The sequence below is a fragment of the Mesorhizobium ventifaucium genome (assembly GCF_935822925.1).
Taxonomy (GTDB): domain Bacteria; phylum Pseudomonadota; class Alphaproteobacteria; order Rhizobiales; family Rhizobiaceae; genus Mesorhizobium; species Mesorhizobium ventifaucium.
Genome location: NZ_CAKXZS010000046.1, coordinates 1 through 18717, shown reverse-complemented (window position 1 = coordinate 18717; position 18717 = coordinate 1). Strand labels below are relative to the sequence as shown.

Sequence of the window (18717 nt, the reverse complement as noted above, 5' to 3'; positions counted from 1 at the left end):
GTTGGGACAGCGCCCCCCTCTGTCCTGCCGGACATCTCCCCCACAAGGGGGGAGATTGGCCCTGACCGGCGTTTTCGCCAACCTACTCCGTCACACCGGTCGCGCTCCATCGCGTGCGAAGGCCTCGATCAAAGGCGCATATCCCTCAAGGTCGGGTTGGGTGGCGAAGCTGTGGCTGGCGGCGGTCGTCGCCCAGGGCAGCTTTTCCGACGTGAAGACCTCGACGAAGGGCACATACCAATGGTGATCGTCGAGCATGGTCGCACGAACATTGACGAAGAAGTCCAGGCCATGCGGCTGCGTGAACATCCAGTTCTTGCAGTGCGGGCAAAAGAGTTGCCGGTGCGGGCCATGCAGGCCGCCGACCACGGCCTCGCCTTGCGTAACAGTGAAGCCGCTGGTTGGCACCGCCATGGTCAGGGAATAAGCGCTTGCGCTCAGCTTCTGACAGCCGGTGCAATGACAGGCCATTGTCAGCAACGGCGGCGCACTTATGCGAAAGCGTATCCCGCCGCACATGCAGCCGCCTTCCCAGGGTAATTTCCAATCATCCATCACTTGGCCTCGGTGCTGAGTTCCCTGCCGGGCGATTCTAGCGCACGACCGGGGTCCCGCAACATTGGGCGACGGAGTTCCCAGACACATCCAGCGCTTTGGCGCCACGTTCGACGTTACAGAAAGGAGCACCATCGTCGACGCTGCGGATCTCCCCCCTTGTGGGGGAGATGCCCGGCAGGGCAGAGGGGGGCGCGAAGGATCGCGACCTGTACAAAAGCGGCGAGAGGCCGCATCGTCGCGCAGGATGCAGGGACTGGACATGACGACCAATCTCCATATCGTCGAGGCGTCGATCGCACAGCTGCGGCGGGCGCTGGAGGCCGGCACCGTCACCAGCGTCGAGCTGGTCGGCGCCTGCTTGCGCAGGATTGCGCATTACGACCGCCATGGCATCGCCCTCAATGCCGTTCCCGTGCTCAATCCCAGAATGTTCGAGGACGCGGCCGCGTCCGACTGGCGCCGCAGGAATGGTGCGACGCTCGGGCCGCTGGACGGCATTCCCTACACCGCCAAAGACACCTACAAGGTATCAGGCCTCACAGTGGCCGCCGGCTCGCCGGCCTTCGAGCATCTCATCGCCAACGAGGACGCCTTCACCATCGGGCGGCTGCGGCCGGCGGCGCGGTGCTGATCGGGCTGACGAACATGCCGCCGATGGCCAATGGCGGCATGCAGCGCGGCGTCTACGGCCGGGCGGAAAGCCCTTACAATGCCGATTACCTGACCGCCGCCTTCGCCTCGGGCTCCTCGAATGGTTCCGGCACCGCGACCGCCGCCAGCTTCGCCGCCTTCGGGCTTGGCGAGGAGACATGGTCGTCGGGCCGGGCGCCGGCGTCGAACAATGCGCTGGTCGCCTACACGCCGTCGCGCGGCGTCATTTCGGTGCGCGGCAACTGGCCGCTGGTGCCGACCATGGACGTGGTGGTGCCGCATACGCGCAGCGTGCCCGACATGCTCGAACTGCTCGACGTGATCGTCGCTGACGACCCGAACCCAAGGGGCGATTTCTGGCGCGCGCAGCCGTGGGTGGCGCTGCCGAAGAGCTCGGAGGTACGGCCGCCACGCTACACCGGCTTCGAGCTGGAGGGAGCGCTGCGAGGCATGCGGCTCGGCGTGCCCCGCATGTATATCGGCCGCGATACGGAGGCCGACGTTGCGATCCAGACCCGCGCCTCGGTGCTGGAATTGTGGCAGCAGGCGGCGGCCGATCTGCGGCGGCTCGGCGCAGATGTGGTCGAGGTCGATTTTCCCGTCGTCTCCAATTACGAGCGCGACCGGCCGGGAACAAAAAACATGGTCGATCGCGGGCTGATTCCGAAAGGATTCGCCGAGCGCGAGATCTGGGACCTGTGCGTCTTCGCCTGGGACGATTTCCTGCGCGCCAATGCCGACCCGACCGTCCCCGATCTCGCGTCGGTCGACGGCGCAAAGATCTTTCCGCAGGCGCCGGGCACGCTGCCGGACCGTTATGAGGACAGTATTGATGTGGCGGAATATGTCGAGCGGGCCAAGCGCGGCGTCACGTCATTCCTGGCCATTCCCGAACTGGAGGCTGGCCTGAATGGCCTGGAGGCGACGCGGCGCATCGATTTCGAGGAGTGGCTCGACGCGCAACGGCTCGACGCAGTGGTGTTTCCCGCCGTCGCCGATGTCGGTCCGGCCGATGCGGATGTCAACGAGGCCTCCGCAGCGCTGGCCTGGCGCAACGGCACCTGGGTCGCCAATGGCAATCTGGTGCCGCGCCATCTCGGCATTCCGACCGTCACCGTGCCGATGGGCGCGATGGCCGATATCGGCATGCCGGTCGGTCTCAGCTTCGCCGGCAAGGCCTATGAGGATACGAAGCTGCTGCGGCTGGCCGGCGACTTCGAGCGTTTTGGCCAGCGCCGCAGCCGCCCGCCGCGCACGCCGGAACTTCCCGACGATGTTTTTTTCGCCCGGCGTGACGCAGGCCGGCGCGGCGAGGCGCCGCCGCTGACCGTCGCGCTTGCCGCCGAGACGCGCCATGCCGGTGATCAGGACGAGATAAGCATCACGCTCGAGATCGATGGCGAGGCCGGAACCGAAACCGAGACCCGTGTGAAGGTGCATGTCAACGGCGAGCCTGTCACCATGCAGCGCACCGGCGCGCGCTTCACCGGGCGTGCGGTCGTGCCGGCCAAAGAGCATGGGAGGATCCACAGCGTCTGGCGCGGCTCGTATGGCTCGATGCTCACCGCCGTCGTGCGTCTTGAAGACGGACGCGCCGCCGGCGCCCACATGGTGACCGGCGGGATTGGGTGACCATCACGCTTCGCCTTGTGCTAGGGCGCGCCGTCTGCAACCGGCTTTCAGTTCGCGTCAATCGGGCTTGCAGGGGTCGGCCTTGGCCGCTGCTGTCTTCTCGCCCTCCTGCTGCGCCTCGACATCCTGCTGCGAGGTGGCAAGGTTTTTATCCCCACCGGCTTCCTGGTTGGCAAGCGGCATGGTGTTGCCGGTCTTGTTGGCCGGGCCGCCCTCGACCCTGCTACCGGTATTCGCGTCGGTTTCGAGGGGCGCACGCGTTCCGTCTTTTGCGACGCCTGATTGAGCTTCGATCGATGCAGTCCTGTCATGACAGGTAGCGCTTGCCGTGCCGGCCGTCAGCCCGATCATTGAGGTGGCGAGCAAAATAGCGGTTAGGGTTTTCATCGCATCCTCCTTCGCTGTTTGAGATCATCCTTTCTAAACTGCTGGCCCTAGCCGAGGTTCCGCTAATTCAGTTCGAACTTCGAATGTGGCGTCGTGTTCCCATGATTTGCGGGCTTCCGCAGGCGCGGCCTATCGCGTATTGGCGCGGGGGAAATCCCTTGGGCGCGCGTGAAAAGCATGATTCGACTGGAAAGCATCAGCAAGCAGAACGGTCGGCAGATCGTCTTCATCGAGGCCTCCGCCTCCCTGCAGAAGGGCGAGAAGGTCGGCCTGGTCGGCCCCAACGGCGCCGGCAAGACGACGCTGTTTCGCATGATCAACGGCGAGGAGCAGCCCGACGAGGGCCAGGTCTCGGTCGATCGCGGCGTCACCATCGGCTATTTCAGCCAGGATGTCGGCGACATGGTAGGTCGCAGCGCGGTCGCCGAAGTGATGGACGGCGCCGGGCCGGTGAGCGACGTGGCGGCCGAGATGCGCGAACTCGAGGCCGCCATGGGCGATCCCGATCGCGCCGACGAGATGGACGCCATCATCGCCCGCTACGGCGACCTGCAGGCGCGGTTCGAGGAGCTCGACGGCTATGCGCTGGATGGCCGCGCCCGCGAGGTGCTGGACGGCCTCGGTTTCAGCCAGGAGATGATGGACGGCGACATCGGAAAACTTTCCGGCGGCTGGAAGATGCGCGTGGCGCTGGCCAGGATCCTGCTGATGCGGCCCGACGCCATGCTGCTTGACGAGCCGAGCAACCATCTCGACCTGGAAAGCCTGATCTGGCTGGAACAGTTCCTGAAGAATTATGACGGCGCGCTGCTGATGACCTCGCACGACCGCGAGTTCATGAACCGCATCGTCGACAAGGTGGTGGAGATCGATGGCGGCTCGCTGACCGCTTACTCCGGCAACTATGAATTCTACCAGCAGCAGCGTGCTATCGCCGACCGGCAGCAGCAGGCGCAGTTCGAGCGCCAGCAGGCGATGCTGGCCAAGGAGATCGCCTTCATCGAGCGCTTCAAGGCGCGCGCTTCGCATGCAGCCCAGGTGCAGAGCCGGGTGAAGAAGCTGGAGAAGATCGATCGCGTCGAGCCGCCCAAGCGCCGCCAAAAAGTGTCGTTCGACTTCCAGCCGGCGCCGCGCTGCGGCGAGGACGTGGTGACGCTGAAGAACGTCCACAAAAGCTATGGCAGCCGCTCGATCTATGAGGGGCTGGATTTCCAGGTGCGCCGCCGCGAGCGCTGGTGCGTGATGGGCATCAACGGTGCCGGCAAGTCGACGCTGCTGAAGCTGGTCGCCGGCGCTTCCGAGCCGGACAACGGCACGGTGGCGCGCGGGCCCAGCGTCAAGATGGGCTATTTCGCCCAGCACGCCATGGAAGTGCTGGAGGGCGAACGCACCGTGTTCCAGACGCTGGAGGGCGCCTTTCCGCAGGCAGGCCAGGCGCCGCTGCGCGCGCTGGCCGGCTGCTTCGGCTTTTCCGGCGACGAGATCGAAAAGAAATGCCGGGTGCTGTCGGGCGGCGAGAAGGCGCGGCTGGTGATGGCGCTGATGCTGTTCGACCCGCCAAACCTGCTGGTGCTGGACGAGCCGACCAACCACCTCGACATCGCCACCAAGGAAATGCTGATCACGGCACTGTCGCAGTATGAGGGCACCATGCTGTTCGTCTCGCACGACCGCCATTTTCTGGCGGCGCTTTCCAACCGGGTGCTGGAACTGACGCCCGAGGGGATTCATACCTATGGCGGGGGGTATACGGAGTATGTCGAGCGAACGGGCCAGGAGGCGCCTGGGTTGCGGAGCTGAGCTGCCGCGACCGCAACAGGGGCCGAGCGGCCCGGCGTCGTTGGCCTGAGGGGGGACTGGCGCCGAGCCTAACCGGTTGGGGGGTAGATCACCGGCCATCTACATACATATGCTAAATCTAATTTAAGCGCAAGCTAATGTAACAGTGAGCTAATGTTGCTCGTTGGCGATTTTCCAGCCGTTGTTTCCAATCAGTTGATGTTTCTGGCGGCCGCTTCCTGGCCGCGCGCGTCACACCTATGGCGGCGGCTATACCTGGCATGTTGAGTGCACCGACCAGGAGGCGCCGGGGGGCGCGGGGCTGAAGCGCAGAGCGCCGGCTTGACCCTTCACCAGGCCGGCGACATTGTGCTGGTCGCCAGTCCATAACGGTCGTGTGGGAATGGATTTTCGTAACGCCATCGATGAATCGCTGGCCTGGGCCAGCCGGTGGTTCGACTACGCCGTCATGCCGTGGTTTTTCTATCAGGCTGCAATCATCGTCACGCTCTTCCTCGTCGCGAAGCTCGCGGCGCAGCGCATTGAACCGCTCGTGGAGACCCGGGCACGCCAGATCAAGGGGCATCCCGGACTGTTGAGGGTCGTCGTTGCCCTTTTGCGGCGCACCGACTGGATACTGTTCACGGTCTTCCTGCTTGCCGCGCTCATTCTCTTGCGCGCTGTCACCTGGCCAAGCCGGAGCCACTTCATCTATATCGCGCTCTCGCTATCGCTTGCCTGGCTGTTTGCGTCGGTGCTGTCGCGCATCGTCCGCAACCGCTTTGTCGCGCGGGCTCTCGCCTGGCTGACCTGGATCTATGCGGCCATTGTCATCCTGGGCATCGATGACGACGCCGCGACGTTCCTGGACGGCCTCGCAATACCTTTGGGCGCAGTGCGCCTTTCGCTGCTGATGATGCTGAAAGCGGCGCTGCTGCTGATCGCCACGGTTTGGCTTGCCGTGGTCGTCGGCAAGTATATCGATGAACGCGTCCGCATCTCCGAAGAGCTGACGCCCTCGATCCGCGTCCTCGTCGGCAAGGTCGCAAAGGTCGGCCTTGTGCTGGTGGCGGGTGCCATCGCCCTGTCTTCCGTCGGCCTCGACCTGACGGCCCTGACGATATTTTCCGGTGCCGTCGGCGTCGGCCTGGCTTTCGGGCTGCAAAAGGTGGTTTCGAATTTCGTCTCTGGCATCATCATCCTGCTCGACAAGTCGATCAAGCCGGGCGACACCATTTCGCTCGAAGGCACGTTCGGCTGGGTACGCGAATTGCGGGCGCGGTTTGTCTCGGTGGTGACGCGCGACGGCCGCGAATACCTGATCCCGAACGAAGACTTCATCACCCAAAGGGTCATCAACTGGTCGTTCAGCGACAACCTTGTGCGGCTCGACGTGAATTTCGGGGTCTCTTACGACGCCGATCCGCACAAGGTCAGTGAACTGGCGATCAAAGCCGCCATGAGCGTCGGCCGGGTCGAAGCGGACCGGCGGCCGGTCTGCTGGCTCACCGACTTTGGCGAATCCTCGCTCAATTTCGTCCTGCGCTTCTGGATCCACGACCCTCAGCAAGGCCTGACCAACGTGCGCGGCAGAGTGCTGCTGGCTCTGTGGGACACTTTTAGGGAAAACGGCATAGACATCCCCTATCCGCATCGCGAGATCATCATGAAGCCGGATGGGCACGCTGAGAAATCAGGCGGGCGCTGATGCTGCCAATCGCTCCCCTTGTGGGGGAGATGCCAAGTGGTGGCAAAGAGGGCAGGACAGAGGGGGGCGCTGTCCCGCCGACTTCTCTCACCGATCCCAATCCGCTCTCACGCGCATTAGCTTAGACGTCCTTTGCGCGTTCAGAACGAACAAGGTTGGCGATCCTTCGCGCCCCCCTCTGCCCTGCCGGGCATCTCCCCCACAAGGGGGGAGATTGGCAGCTTCGACGCCGAGCGCGGTCTTTTCGCGAGTGCATCCGGCAAGGGTTCGCACTTCGGCTGCAATGCTGTATCCAGCCCGAAATTCAAGGAGCCTTCGATGACCTCACACCTCGACGACGCCAGCATGGCGGCCGATGACGAGCGCGCCAGCGACGCCGACGCCGCGTGGCAGGGCGATGTTCGCGCCGGCGTGCGGCAGGTGCGCGATCTCGATTCGCTGCCTCTGTCGCCAGCCGAGCGGGCGGCGGCTCAAGTCGCGGCCACGCGCCACAAGGTTCGCATCCCAAAAGCCTATCTCGACCTGATCGACTGGAGCGACCCCGCCGATCCGATACGGGCTCAGGTCATCCCGTCGCCCGAAGAACTGGCTGAGCAGGAAGGCGAGCTCGACGATCCGATCGCCGACCACGCCTTCAGCCCGGTGCCGCGATTGACGCATCGCCATGCCGACCGGGTTCTGCTGTTTGCCACCTACCAGTGCGCGGTCTATTGCCGGTTCTGCTTTCGCAAGGAGTCGCTGACCTCGATCGGCCGGGGTTTTTCGCGCGAGGCGCTGGAGCCGGCCTTCGCCTATATCGAGGCCCACCCCGAAATCCGCGAGGTGATCCTGACCGGCGGCGATCCGCTGTCGCTGCCGGACAAGGCGCTGGCAGAAATCCGGGCCCGCATCGAGGCGGTTGCGCATGTGCGGCTCTTGCGCATCCACACGCGCGTGCCCGTAGCACTGCCCTCGCGCGTCACGTCAGGGCTGGTTCGCTCGCTGCAGGGCCGGCTGATGGTCACGGTCGTCACCCATTTCAACCACGCGCGGGAGATCACGCCGGCCACCGAGGAAGCCTGCCGCGCCTTGCGGCAAGGCGGCTTCGTGCTGCTCAACCAGAGCGTCCTGCTGAAAGGCGTCAACGACACGGTCGAGGTGCTGGAGGAACTGTGCCGCGAGCTGATGTACCGCCTCGGCGTCAAACCCTATTACCTGCACCACGGCGATCTCGCCCGCGGCATGACGCACCGGCGCACCACGATTGCCGAGGGACGGGCGCTGGTCAGCGCCTTGCGGGCGCGCCTGTCGGGCATCTGCAACCCCGTCTATGTGCTGGACCTGCCGGACGGCGGCGGCAAGGTGCCGCTCGGCCCGTGCCATGTCGAGGCGCAGGACGGCGAGACGTGGCGGATTCGCGGGCAGGACGGCGAGCTGAGGACCTATACGGAGCTTGTCGGCGATCCTTGAAAGCTTGGTTCCCCGCCCCGCGAAGCGGGCAGAAGGTGGCTCGGCGCAGCCGAGACGGAGAGGGGGCTTCCTTTGCGCACGGAAGTTCATGCTGCCGCGCTGGTTGGAACCGGATCCAATGCCTCGCATTTCTAGAGATGACGGGGCAAAGGAGCGCAAGGTGAAAGCTTTTTCGGCGGTACTTGGTGGCTTCGTGCTGACGCTGGCGGTTTTCGCCAGCGGATTGGCCTTCGCGATCTGGATCCTTTCCGCCGAGCCGGTGCGGCAGGCCGCTCCGACCTCCAGCGTTGCCGAACTGTGGCCGAGGGAGCCGCGGAAGGTGAACCCCGCTTCGCAGCGTCTTGAGCGCCTTCCCGCCCGCGAGGTCCCAGAGGTCGCAGCGGTCCCGGCTGATCAGGCCCCATTTGATCAGGCCCCAGTTGATCGCGCCGCGAAACCTGCCGATGCCGCAGCTTCGTCGCCCGACATCACCGCTACCGCCTCCATCAAGCCGACAACGCCGGCAACGGACGAGCAGCAGGCCATGCCCGCCGCCCATGTGGAATGGTGCGCAAGCCGCTACCGCTCCTACAGGCCAAGCGACGACCACTACACATCCTACAGCGGAGAGCAGCGTCCCTGCATCTCGCCCTATCTCGAAGCCGGCGCAGCCGAGCGAGTCGCGGAGCCTGCCGACGATAGCGCCAGCTATGTCCAGGCGACCGAGACGTGGTCGATGGACGGCGATGTTCCGGCGGATGAAACCGGCGGCGCCTGGCTTCCGCCCGACCACGTGGAATATTGCTTCAGCCGCTACCGCTCTTACCGGCCGGAAGACAACAGCTATCAGCCCTACTCCGGCGGCCCTCGCCGGCAGTGCCATTAGGCGAGGGCGGGGCGGGCTGGCGGCCGCAGTGCATGGCGCGTTGTGCGACCCTACCCACGATCACGCAGATTTCTTGGATCGTTCGTGTTGGCACGGCGTTCATCCGATACCCAAAGGAGGAATCAACATGGGCGACGACCGGGAAGACAGGATTCGTGAGCGCGCATACCAGATCTGGGAACGCGAAGGTGGGATCCATGGCGATCCCGAGCGGCACTGGCACCGGGCCGAGGCCGAGATCGACAGAGAGGCAGCCCTGCCTCTGACGGCAGGCGATGCTCTGCCGGAAACCCGCGAGGTCGCGAGCTCCGACGTCTTGACGGTGGAGGCCCTGGCGGTGCGCACCGGCATATCGGGCGAACAGGCGCAGGAGCTGATCGACAGGCTGGGCAACGACCGGGCGGCGATCGAACAAGCCGCGCGCAACCTCAAGGGGAAGCAGCGGCTCGGCGAGTGACAGATGATCATGCAGAGAATGGGATTTCGGTGAACGGCCTGTTTTGACCCAAAACGCGACCCACCAACCTCCCGAGAATTCGGAGGGGATGATCCCCTTACTTCGGCGTACGGTGTAGAAATTCTAGCGAGTGCAGGATACCGCTCTGATGGGGACAGCGAACTTTCATGTTTCCCTGCCTCTTCGTGTTATTCTGGAGGAGATTGCCCCGTGAGCGAGAGCCGCAAGCTAGCCGCGATCCTTGCCGCTGATGTGGTCGGGTACAGCCGGTTGGCGAGCGCGGATGAAGATCGTACTTTGGCCCGGTTGCGGGCACTTCGTAGCGACCTGATTGACCCGACCATCGCCGTGTACAACGGTCGTATGGTCAAGCGCACAGGCGATGGTGCGTTGGTTGAATTCCGCAGTGTGGTAGATGCCGTGCGCTGCGCCATAGAAGTGCAGAATGGCATGGTCGAGCGCAACGCCGGCGTGCCCGAGGACCGCCGCATCGAGTTTCGGATTGGGATACATTTGGGCGACGTGGTCGAAGAAAGCGACGGCGACCTGATGGGCGACGGCGTCAACATCGCCTCGCGTCTGGAGGGTGTCGCTGCCCCGGGCACCATCTGCCTGTCCGAAGACGCATATCGGCAAGTCAAAACGAGACTAGACGTTTCGGTCAGTGATCTCGGCGACACCCAGCTCAAGAATATTGCCGAGCCGATCCGGGTTTATTCACTCCGAGTCGGTACCGCGGCTCACGCAAAGGCGCCTGTGACCCCCAAACTTTCGGAAGCTCTGCTTTCGACAGCGGCACCGCCTCAGTTATCGATCGCCGTGCTGCCCTTCGCCAACATGAGCGGTGATACCGAGCAGGAATATTTCGCCGACGGAATCTCCGAAGACATCATCACAGCTCTCTCAAAGCTGTCGCAGCTGTTTGTGATCGCTCGCAATTCGTCCTTCACTTTCAAGGGCAGGAACGTGAACGTTCAGGAGGTGGGCCGGAACCTCGGCGTGCATTACGTGCTGGAGGGCAGCGTCCGCAAATCCGGCAACAGGGTACGTATCACCGCGCAGCTTATTGACGCGACCACAGGCGGACATCTGTGGGCGGAGCGCTTCGATCGCAACCTGACCGATATCTTTGCCGTACAGGACGACGTTACGCAGCAAATTGTCGACGCGCTGGCGCTCAACTTGACAAAGGGCGACCAGCAGCGGCTCGCGACCGAACAAACCGGCAACCTAGACGCGTATGACTGCTTTCTTCATGGCCGAGAGCAGCTATGGCGGTTCACGAAAGCGGAAAACATCCAGGGCCGGGAGCTGTTGCAGCGCGCCGTCGAATTCGACCCGAAATTCGCTCCCGCCTACGCGTTCCTCGCGTTCGCAAACATACTGGACTATGCAAACCAGTGGAGCTCGTCGTGGTCGAACGCAATGGCACAAGCGGAAATGTTCGCGGCACGGGCAGTGGCGCTCGACGATCGATATCCTTACGCGCATTGGGCGCTGGGCATCGTCGAATTGTATTCGCGACGGCATGAGGCGGCCATCTGCTCGGCTAAACGCTTGATCGCTCTTGCGCCAAATCTTGCCGAGGGGCACGAAAATCTCGGTTACGCACTGCATTATTCCGGCAAGCCTGAGGACGCACTCCGGTGTTTCGACAGGGCAATGGCCTTGAACCCGTATTATCCGGACGTGTACCTTCACTTCCAGGCGCAAGCGATGTTCCAGTTGCGCAGGTACGAAGAGGCCATTGGGATCCTGAGGCGGCGACTTGTTCGTAACCCTTCCACCGACGTCTCACGCGTGCTCCTGGCGGCGAGCTACGGCCATCTGGGTCGGTTCGAAGAAGCCCGTCGCGAGTGGCAGGAAGCGTTTCGCGTCAACCCCCAATATTCTCTGGAACATCGCCGCAAAGTGCTGCCCTACAAGGATCCCAACGATTTCGAGCTGATCGTGGATGGCCTTCGCAAAGCCGGCCTCGTATGAGCACCTGACCGGGCGAGGTCCGGTATTGAACCTCCTGCGGCCACTGCTTCGAAGGAACAGCACGACCGCTGTGCGGCGCCTTGATGACTGGAACGGGCCGGGAGCTGACCGGCAGCTCGGGCTGCGAATATTCAAGAGCGGACATTCAGGTTGGTGTGGTATGACCTTCACCAAGGACGAAGCCGCGCGAGCGGCTTCGTCCTTGGACGTGGAAGCTGATGTCGCGTTGCTCCCGCCCGAGACATAAGGCGGGAGACCGCAATTTGTTGCATTAAGCCGGCAGCGGCTCGTGGAAACGGCACCAGCCATTTGGGCTGATTGCACCGGCGACGATCTCGCACCCGTTTGGCTCTCGGAAGTGAGTACACCCACCGCAGCGTCGGCCACGATTTGGGGTGTCCTGGTACAGCGCCAGCGCCTTGGTTGTCTTTCCGGCTGCCATCGGTCCAATCATACAGGCTGATAGGCCGCCGGCGCTGGCAATCGCCGCACCGGTCACAGAGACTTTCAGGAAATTGCGGCGAGACAGCACTCCGCTTGAAGCTGCCGATCTGCGGTTCACATCATCATCTTTACTCATGGTCTTTCTCCAGGAGTAGCCACTACGAGGCCGCTCGGTTTCCCGCGGCGCATCGTCACTCGTCGCAACTGGCTCAGGTGCTCTTGAGCGTGCCGTTCATCCCTTCCGGATAGAAGCCACCCTTGCTCACTCCATCCTTGTCGCTGAGGTAGACGATCCGGAGCACCTCCTGCGGCGTTCTGGTGAAGGCGATCGCATCGGGCGTCGACGGAACGATGTTGGCTTTGCCGTCCGCCTGGATCCCCTGGTCCTTATCGTCCGATCCGTCGATTTTCTCTCGGGCATCGGAGACGGCATTGGCGGCCTTCCAGGCTTCCTCTCCCTTCCGGTATAGCGTAGATCGCGCCATGCCCATGTGGTAGGCCTCGACCGCCAGGATGCCTGCGGCGGCGGCGAGGAAGTCTTTGTTTTTCAGAACCGTCGCCGCACCGGCATAGGCGGTGACGCCGACATCCTCGAACAACATCCCGCCGAGAACGAAGTTCGTTTCGTTGCCGAAGGGGTCGAAGTCCGGCCCGAGGCCAGATGCCTCCGCAACCGCCTTGAACCCCGCGTCGAAATCGATGGCCGGCCGGTCAACAGCGTCCGTTCCAAGCGTCTTGCGGTAGAAGCGGACGTGCGCGAGTTCATTTTCGGCTACTTCCTGCATGAATTCGCCGATGGCCGGCGTCTCGAACGAGACTTGCTTTCCACCAACGACGTCGCCGGGTTTCGAACCGGCATCGGCTGCGTCGATGCCTTTTCCGGTGGTGCCGCGGAGGTAGTATTCAGCCTCCATATATTCAAGGTTGAGCGCAAAGCGGAAAATGTCTTCGTCCGATATGTCCTGTGCCAATACCGGAGAAGGCCGCGCGATTCCGCTGAGTGCCGCTCCGGCACCGAGTACGACAAGTCCCTGAAGCGACTGACGCCGGGATAGGTGAAGTGCGCCCTGCATGGCGGTCTCCTATGTTTGTTGATTCAACGCCGCTGTCAGCACCGCGGCGCCGAATGCATTTGCCTGATGATTAGATGGCCCGGGCCGCCAAAATATTCCCGCGCCCCGCTACAACAGCCCTGCGAAAGGAGCCGGCGTAATCTCGGCGCGGACGGCGTCTACGTGCGCTCAGTCGCGGTGTTCAACGGATGAGTATCCTTTCGAACCAGGCGGATTGCGAGCCGGTCCAAGACTGATTGCGCGATGCGGTCACAACGGGCGCCAGCGAAGAGAAACGTATCCGTGAACACGGTGGCGAGCTTGTTCCGCAGCGCCTCACGGAGCAGCCGGCGTGCGCGATAAAGACGGGTGCTCACCGTCTGAGGTCGCAATGCCAAGAGAAAAGCCGTTTCCTCAATGCTCATTTCCTCGACGTCTCGCATGACAAAGACGATTCGAAAGGGCTCTGGCAAGCCACCGACGGCTCGCTCCAGGAGGTCGCGGATTTCAGCGAGAGCGGCCGCCTCTTCGGGATCAGGCTTGTGGGCGCTGAACGGAGCGACCATGCCTTCGATGGCTTTCACGTCGACGGTGGGCCGCCTTTTCCGGCGGCGTCCCAGCGCCTCGTTCAGCGCGATCCGGGTGAGCCAGGTCGACAGCTGCGCCTCCGCGCGAAATTCGGCCAGATGGGTGAAGGCGTGGATATAGGTCTCCTGAAGTACGTCCTCGGCCTCGGTGTCGTCATTCAGGACGGCGCGGGCGACCCGGTGAAGCCGCTGATTGTGACGCTTGATGATTAACCAGAATGCGGCGGGGTCACGCAGTCGCGCGTGTTCAACCAGCCCCGCGTCGTCAAGGTCCTCGATCCTCACTGCCTCGGTGGATCCGGTCGGCTTCATCATAGGCGCTCCAGACGCATCAGCTTACCATGAGATCAGCGTTTTCCGGGTTTCGGTCTGCAGCCCGGTGGAGACTTGGGACTCTAGCGGACCAGAGGTCTGCTCACCAAGCAAATCGGACCTTGAGCAGTTCCATCTTCCGGTTTTGTGTGCGACCAAGACTTCCAGCATGGTTACCCGCGATGTCGCGAGCTCCGACGTCTTGACGGTGGAGCCCCTGGCGTGCGGACCGGCATATCGGGCGAACAGGCGCAGGAACTGATCGACAGGCTGGGCAACGACCGAGCCTCGATCGAACAAGCCGCGCGCAACCTCAAGGGGAAGCAGCGGCTCGGGGAGTGACAGATGATCAGAAACTATCGCACCGCCCTCCGCGATCCCTCCACAGCATCAAGCCGCTCCTGCAGGTGCCCATTGAGCACGATCATTTGAGTGCCTTCACCGCATCGCCCTTGTGCAGGGCGATGAACTTGTCGGCGACTGCCTGAAGGACAGCTTACTGGGGCTGTCCAGCGTCACGATGTGGTCCAAGGCGATGCCCCAATCGTTTCTGTTCAAAATGAACAAAGCAGGAACAAAAGTGCGTAGTGTGAATTGACTCCGCGAGGAATCCCTTCCTATTTGTCAGAGGTGGGGCGGTTGCTCACAAATTTAGGAGAGCCGCGATGGGCAGACGAAAAAGCCGGTTTGACAGGCTGTCGGCGAGGCATGCGGAGGCGATCATCAGCGACGCCCTCAGCCTGCGCAGGACGATGCTTTCGTCGCAACTGCACCTGAAGGCGCATGGCGAGCTGTTTTGGCAGCTTTGCGGGCTTGTCGAAAAACTGCATGAGGTGATGGCCAGCGTAGCGGAGAAGGAGCTCGATTTCCGGATGCCGGATCTTGGCCTGCTTCCGCTTCCCGAGGATTATTTGACTCGGAAATGAGCCATGGCCGGGCCGATGGACAGCGTTGGACGTGCCGCGAAGGCCAACATGCTGCTGATCGTCGAGTGCGGCCACTGCTACCATGTCGGACGCTTCAGGGCGAACGATGTCGCTCAGGTGGTGGGCTGGAACAAGCCGCTGGAAGCAATCAGGTTCAGGTGCAAACGATGCAGCCGCAAGGACACCACCGTTCGCACTCAGTTCGTCAACCAGGACCATCCGCCGAAGGGCTACATCTGGGTGCTGCAAAAATTCAGGCTTTAGAACAGCGAACCCTGTACAGGCGCCTGTGGCGCCTGCGGCGGAAATTTTATCTGCGTCGCCGGCTTGTCGACGATCACCAGCGCGTCGTCCGCTGCCGTGCGCTGCAGGTGCCTGGCCTGCGACCACGGCGCGGTCAGCCAGGTCTCGGTTTCCTCCTGCGTGGTCAGGATCACGGGCATCGCCTTCTCATGGATCGGCGCGATCAGGGCGTTGGGCCTGGTGGTCAGAAAACCGTAGAGCTCGAACTCGCCGGGGCCGTCCTTGACCTTGCGCACGCCTTGCCAGCGCGTCCACAGGCCGGCGAAGAAGAACAGCGGCCGCGCCTCGTTCAGCGCGAACCAGTAGTTTTTCTGGATACCGGTATCCGGATCCTTGTCGCCCGGCGTCGGGCTCGGTTCGGCAAAACTGGTGAGCGGCACCACGCAGCGGTTCTCGACGCCGAGATATTGCTGCCAGTGGCCATATTGCGGGTTGCGGATGTTGGTGGTGCCGTAGTCGGCCTTGCCCTTAACGCGCTCGATCGGCGTCGGCATGCCCCACAGCAGGTTGGCCAATTCGCGCGTCCCGTCCGGCGCGTTGCGCACCACCGGGCCGGGCTGGTTGGGGTAGATGTCGATGGAGGGCTCGAGATTGCCGAGACTGTCGCGCAGGGCGCGGGTCCACTGGCGGATCGCCTCCTGGCTGGTGGTGATGTTGTAGAGGTTGCACATGTCGAGCCCCAGGGATGTTCAGGCATCTTGTGGGAAAGGGCAGGTAATTTCCAGCGCTGTCCGGCTGGCTGCTGACACGCCACCCCAGCCCACCACCACAGCGCCGCGATCACCGCCGCCATCCAGGCGATCGACCGCGGCAGAAGGATACCGTCGTGCGCAGCGGCGAACCGCGGGCTCCGCTTACGCAACGCACACCGCTCGCGCGCGTTCTACCCATTAGGAGGAGCATGGCGATGTGACAGCTGGTCTCATGCGCCCACAATCGGAGGCAAACCACTATGTCCAAGTTTAGAGATGCCCTTGACCGCGGCAAGGAAGCTCGCCGTGAGCAAAAGGGGAAGGTCGGCAATGAGAAGACGGAGGGGGTGGACTTCGGCGCGCAAGCAAGGGCCTGGCTAAACGACGTCGTGGTTGCGTCGCTGGAAACGGCCAGGGCTGACGTAGCAGGCGAGGTGGCGGTCGAGATGGATACCGCGCCACGCCGCCAAGCCAAAGCGTCAACACCATCTATTCGGTTCAGGATCTACAGGAAGCGGGGAACGGAAAAGGAGGTGGTCGGGAGGACGTTCACGGTCAACGTTCAACTGAGTGGACAGGTGTCGGTCTCTTCGCCCGGGATCGTGGCGAGAGAAGTAGGAAACATCGGGGATAGGGCTGACGAGCGGTTCTCTAGCTTGCTGGCGGAACTGATCGAGGACGCAGCGAAGGGCGCTTAGCAGCAAGGTGTCGAGGACGGGCAGGCAATTTCCAGCGTTGTCCGCTGCCTGCTGACACGCCGGGCCTGTCAGTAACAGCTTTTCGGACGCCGCAAACAGCCCTCCGTTAACCTTTCGTTAACCATGGCTGGCTAGCGTTTACCTATCAGTAAGGAATCGCTGTCCGTGACCTTCGCCGCCCCCGTCGAGACCAAATCCATTCGCTTTCGCGCCCGCTCCTTCGTCGCCTTCACGCTCACCCCGGAGACGCCGCTTTCGGAGTGGCTGGAAAGCCTTGATCGCTGGATCGGCAATTCTCCCGGCTATTTTGCCGGCCGCCCGGTGGTGCTCAACCTCAACACGTTGAAGCCCGCGGTCAGCCAGATCGAAGCGCTGGTTGCCGAGCTTGGCCTGCGCGGCATCCGCATCTATGCCATCGAGCTCAACGGCAACACGGCGCTCGACGCCAATCTGCCGCCTGTGCTGATCGGCGCCAAGGAGGCCACAGCCGGGCTGCTCATGCAGGCCGACCAAAAGGCTGCCGGCAGGCCGGAAGAGGCGGGCAGGGCGGAAGAAGGCAGGGCGGAACCGGGCAAGCAGTCGGAAGACAGGCAGCCAGAAGACAGGCTGCCGGACGCGCCGGCCACGCTGATGGTCAAGTCGCCGATCCGCTCGGGCCAGTCGATCTTCCACGCGCATGGCGATGTTATCGTGCTGGGCTCGGTCGCCTCCGGTTCCGAGATCGTCGCCGCCGGCTCGATCCACGTCTACGGCACGCTGCGCGGGCGGGCGTCGGCGGGTGTGCTCGGCCATTCGGCGGCGCGCATCTTCTGCCGCAAAAACGAGGCCGAGCTGCTGTCGGTGGACGGCTGGTATTGCACCGCCGAGGAGATGGAGCCGGCCTTGCGCGGAAAGGCGGTGCAGGCGTTTCTGGAAAAAGACACGCTGCGCATAGCGCCGTTCAGCTAATGCAGTCGCTCGAAGTACGCAGAGATTTTGGAATAAAACAAAGACTTAAGCGCATCGCATAAATCAAACACTTAACAATACCAACAACAATAAGGAGGCATAGATGGGCAAAGTTGTGGTGGTCACGTCGGGCAAGGGGGGCGTTGGCAAGACGACCTCGACGGCCGCCCTTGGCGCCGCCGTCGCGAGAACCGGCAAGAGGGTGGCCCTGGTCGACTTCGACGTGGGTTTGAGGAATCTCGACCTGATCATGGGCGCCGAGCGGCGGGTGGTGTTCGACCTGGTCAACGTCATCCAGGGAACGGCCAAGCTGTCGCAGGCGCTGATCCGCGATAAGCGAGTCGAGACGCTGTTCCTGCTGCCGGCTTCGCAGACGCGCGACAAGGATGCGCTGACCGAGGAGGGCGTCGGCGAGGTGATCGAAAAGCTAAGCTCGGTGTTCGACTACGTCTTCTGCGACAGCCCGGCCGGCATCGAGCGCGGCGCGCAGCTTGCCATGCGCTTTGCCGACGAAGCGGTCATCGTCACCAACCCGGAAGTCAGTTCGGTGCGCGATTCCGATCGCATCATCGGCCTGCTCGACGCCAGGACCGTCAAAGCCGAGCGGGGCGAGCAGATCGCCAAGCACGTGCTGGTGACGCGGTATGATGCGGCGCGCGCGGCGCGCGGCGAAATGCTCTCGATCGACGACGTTCTGGAAATCCTGTCGACGCCGCTGCTGGGCATCATTCCCGAGAGCCAGGACGTGCTCAAGGCCTCCAACCTCGGTTCGCCGGTGACACTCAGCGATCCGACGAATTCTGCCGCCCGCGCCTATATCGAGGCGGCCAAACGGCTCGAGGGCGAGGACCTGCCGGTCGTCGTGCCGTTCGAGCGCAAGGGCTTTCTCGACCGGCTTTTTGGAAGGAGGGCAGCATGAGCCTGTTAGACCTCTTCAAGCGGCGCGGCAGCGCGCCGGTGGCGCGCGAGCGGCTGCAGGTGCTGCTCGCCTATGAGCGCCGCAATCGCAGCCAGCCCGATCTCGTCTCGGTGCTGCGCGAGGAGATCATGGCCGTCATCGCCAGGCATGTGCAGATCGACCAGGATTATCTGCAGGTCTCGATGGATCGCGGCGAGACGATGTCGACGCTGGAGATCGACATCCAGATCCCCAACAAGAGCGCAAGGCCGCTGGCCATGTCGGCCTGAGCGGCGGTGTTGCGCCTGTAGTTTACGTTGGCGGGACAGTATCCCCCCTCTGTCCTGCCGGACCTCTCCCCCTCAAGGGCAGGGGAATCGCATTTGAG

General features: G+C 63.2%; 18 protein-coding genes and 1 pseudogene. 13 read left to right on the top strand and 6 right to left on the bottom strand.

Going from position 1 to position 18717, the window contains the following annotated elements:
- Positions 1–90: 90 nt before the first annotated feature.
- Positions 91–555, bottom strand: a complete 465-nt coding sequence (locus NMG70_RS28510; RefSeq protein ID WP_254027576.1) for a GFA family protein — start codon at positions 553–555, stop codon at positions 91–93.
- Positions 556–802: 247 nt separating this feature from the next.
- Between NMG70_RS28510 and NMG70_RS28505 the strand changes: the two are divergent.
- Positions 803–2841 (top strand): annotated as a pseudogene (locus NMG70_RS28505) (amidase).
- 57 nt (positions 2842–2898) lie between these two features.
- Here the strand turns inward: NMG70_RS28505 and NMG70_RS28500 are convergent.
- Complete coding sequence (locus NMG70_RS28500) at positions 2899–3228, bottom strand: hypothetical protein (protein ID WP_254027575.1); 330 nt, start codon at positions 3226–3228, stop codon at positions 2899–2901.
- 177 nt (positions 3229–3405) lie between these two features.
- Between NMG70_RS28500 and NMG70_RS28495 the strand changes: the two genes are divergently transcribed.
- The 6 genes from NMG70_RS28495 to NMG70_RS28470 all read left to right on the top strand — a co-directional run bounded on the left by NMG70_RS28495 (position 3406) and on the right by NMG70_RS28470 (position 11469).
- Positions 3406–5028 (top strand): ABC-F family ATP-binding cassette domain-containing protein, encoded by a 1623-nt coding sequence (locus NMG70_RS28495; RefSeq protein WP_254027608.1) that lies wholly within the window; start codon positions 3406–3408, stop codon positions 5026–5028.
- 382 nt (positions 5029–5410) lie between these two features.
- The gene (locus NMG70_RS28490; RefSeq protein ID WP_254027574.1) at positions 5411–6715 is read left to right on the top strand and encodes a mechanosensitive ion channel family protein; all 1305 of its coding nucleotides are present in this window, start codon (positions 5411–5413) and stop codon (positions 6713–6715) included.
- A gap of 318 nt (positions 6716–7033) precedes the next feature.
- A complete protein-coding gene (locus tag NMG70_RS28485) occupies positions 7034–8164 on the top strand; it encodes a KamA family radical SAM protein (RefSeq protein ID WP_436798476.1) in 1131 nt (376 codons plus the stop codon).
- Positions 8165–8324: 160 nt separating this feature from the next.
- Positions 8325–9029 (top strand): BA14K family protein, encoded by a 705-nt coding sequence (locus tag NMG70_RS28480; protein ID WP_254027573.1) that lies wholly within the window; start codon positions 8325–8327, stop codon positions 9027–9029.
- A 127-nt stretch (positions 9030–9156) separates the two neighbouring features.
- Entirely contained in the window at positions 9157–9486 is a 330-nt protein-coding gene (locus NMG70_RS28475; protein WP_254027572.1) for a DUF2934 domain-containing protein, read from the top strand.
- A gap of 210 nt (positions 9487–9696) precedes the next feature.
- Positions 9697–11469 carry an adenylate/guanylate cyclase domain-containing protein gene (locus NMG70_RS28470; protein ID WP_254027571.1) on the top strand — a complete coding sequence of 591 codons (1773 nt, stop codon included), beginning with the start codon at positions 9697–9699 and terminating at the stop codon, positions 11467–11469.
- Positions 11470–11740: 271 nt separating this feature from the next.
- On the opposite strand, the gene NMG70_RS33095 is transcribed toward NMG70_RS28470, so the two are convergent.
- From NMG70_RS33095 to NMG70_RS28460, 3 genes are all read right to left on the bottom strand, one after another.
- The gene (locus NMG70_RS33095) at positions 11741–12049 is read right to left on the bottom strand and encodes a twin-arginine translocation signal domain-containing protein (RefSeq protein ID WP_367185607.1); all 309 of its coding nucleotides are present in this window, start codon (positions 12047–12049) and stop codon (positions 11741–11743) included.
- A 73-nt stretch (positions 12050–12122) separates the two neighbouring features.
- Positions 12123–12986 (bottom strand): ferritin-like domain-containing protein, encoded by an 864-nt coding sequence (locus tag NMG70_RS28465; RefSeq protein WP_436798475.1) that lies wholly within the window; start codon positions 12984–12986, stop codon positions 12123–12125.
- A 158-nt stretch (positions 12987–13144) separates the two neighbouring features.
- Positions 13145–13867 carry an RNA polymerase sigma factor gene (locus tag NMG70_RS28460; protein ID WP_254027570.1) on the bottom strand — a complete coding sequence of 241 codons (723 nt, stop codon included), beginning with the start codon at positions 13865–13867 and terminating at the stop codon, positions 13145–13147.
- Between the two features lie 662 nt (positions 13868–14529).
- On the opposite strand from NMG70_RS28460, the gene NMG70_RS28450 reads away from it, so the two are divergent.
- Both NMG70_RS28450 and NMG70_RS28445 read left to right on the top strand, forming a co-directional pair.
- Positions 14530–14790 (top strand): hypothetical protein, encoded by a 261-nt coding sequence (locus NMG70_RS28450; protein ID WP_254027569.1) that lies wholly within the window; start codon positions 14530–14532, stop codon positions 14788–14790.
- A 3-nt stretch (positions 14791–14793) separates the two neighbouring features.
- Positions 14794–15054 (top strand): hypothetical protein, encoded by a 261-nt coding sequence (locus tag NMG70_RS28445; RefSeq protein ID WP_254027568.1) that lies wholly within the window; start codon positions 14794–14796, stop codon positions 15052–15054.
- On the opposite strand, the gene NMG70_RS28440 is transcribed toward NMG70_RS28445, so the two are convergent.
- The gene (locus NMG70_RS28440) at positions 15051–15764 is read right to left on the bottom strand and encodes an SOS response-associated peptidase (RefSeq protein ID WP_254027567.1); all 714 of its coding nucleotides are present in this window, start codon (positions 15762–15764) and stop codon (positions 15051–15053) included. The genes NMG70_RS28445 and NMG70_RS28440 overlap by 4 nt on opposite strands.
- Positions 15765–16045: 281 nt before the next feature.
- On the opposite strand from NMG70_RS28440, the gene NMG70_RS28435 reads away from it, so the two are divergent.
- The 4 genes from NMG70_RS28435 to minE all read left to right on the top strand — a co-directional run bounded on the left by NMG70_RS28435 (position 16046) and on the right by minE (position 18619).
- Entirely contained in the window at positions 16046–16483 is a 438-nt protein-coding gene (locus NMG70_RS28435) for a hypothetical protein (RefSeq protein WP_254027566.1), read from the top strand.
- Between the two features lie 165 nt (positions 16484–16648).
- Complete coding sequence (gene minC, locus NMG70_RS28430; RefSeq protein ID WP_254027565.1) at positions 16649–17431, top strand: septum site-determining protein MinC; 783 nt, start codon at positions 16649–16651, stop codon at positions 17429–17431.
- Positions 17432–17534: 103 nt separating this feature from the next.
- Positions 17535–18350, top strand: a complete 816-nt coding sequence (gene minD / locus NMG70_RS28425) for a septum site-determining protein MinD (RefSeq protein ID WP_023803856.1) — start codon at positions 17535–17537, stop codon at positions 18348–18350.
- A complete protein-coding gene (gene minE, locus NMG70_RS28420) occupies positions 18347–18619 on the top strand; it encodes a cell division topological specificity factor MinE (protein WP_023803855.1) in 273 nt (90 codons plus the stop codon). Before minD ends, minE begins: the two co-directional genes overlap by 4 nt.
- The last annotated feature ends 98 nt before the right edge of the window (positions 18620–18717 follow it).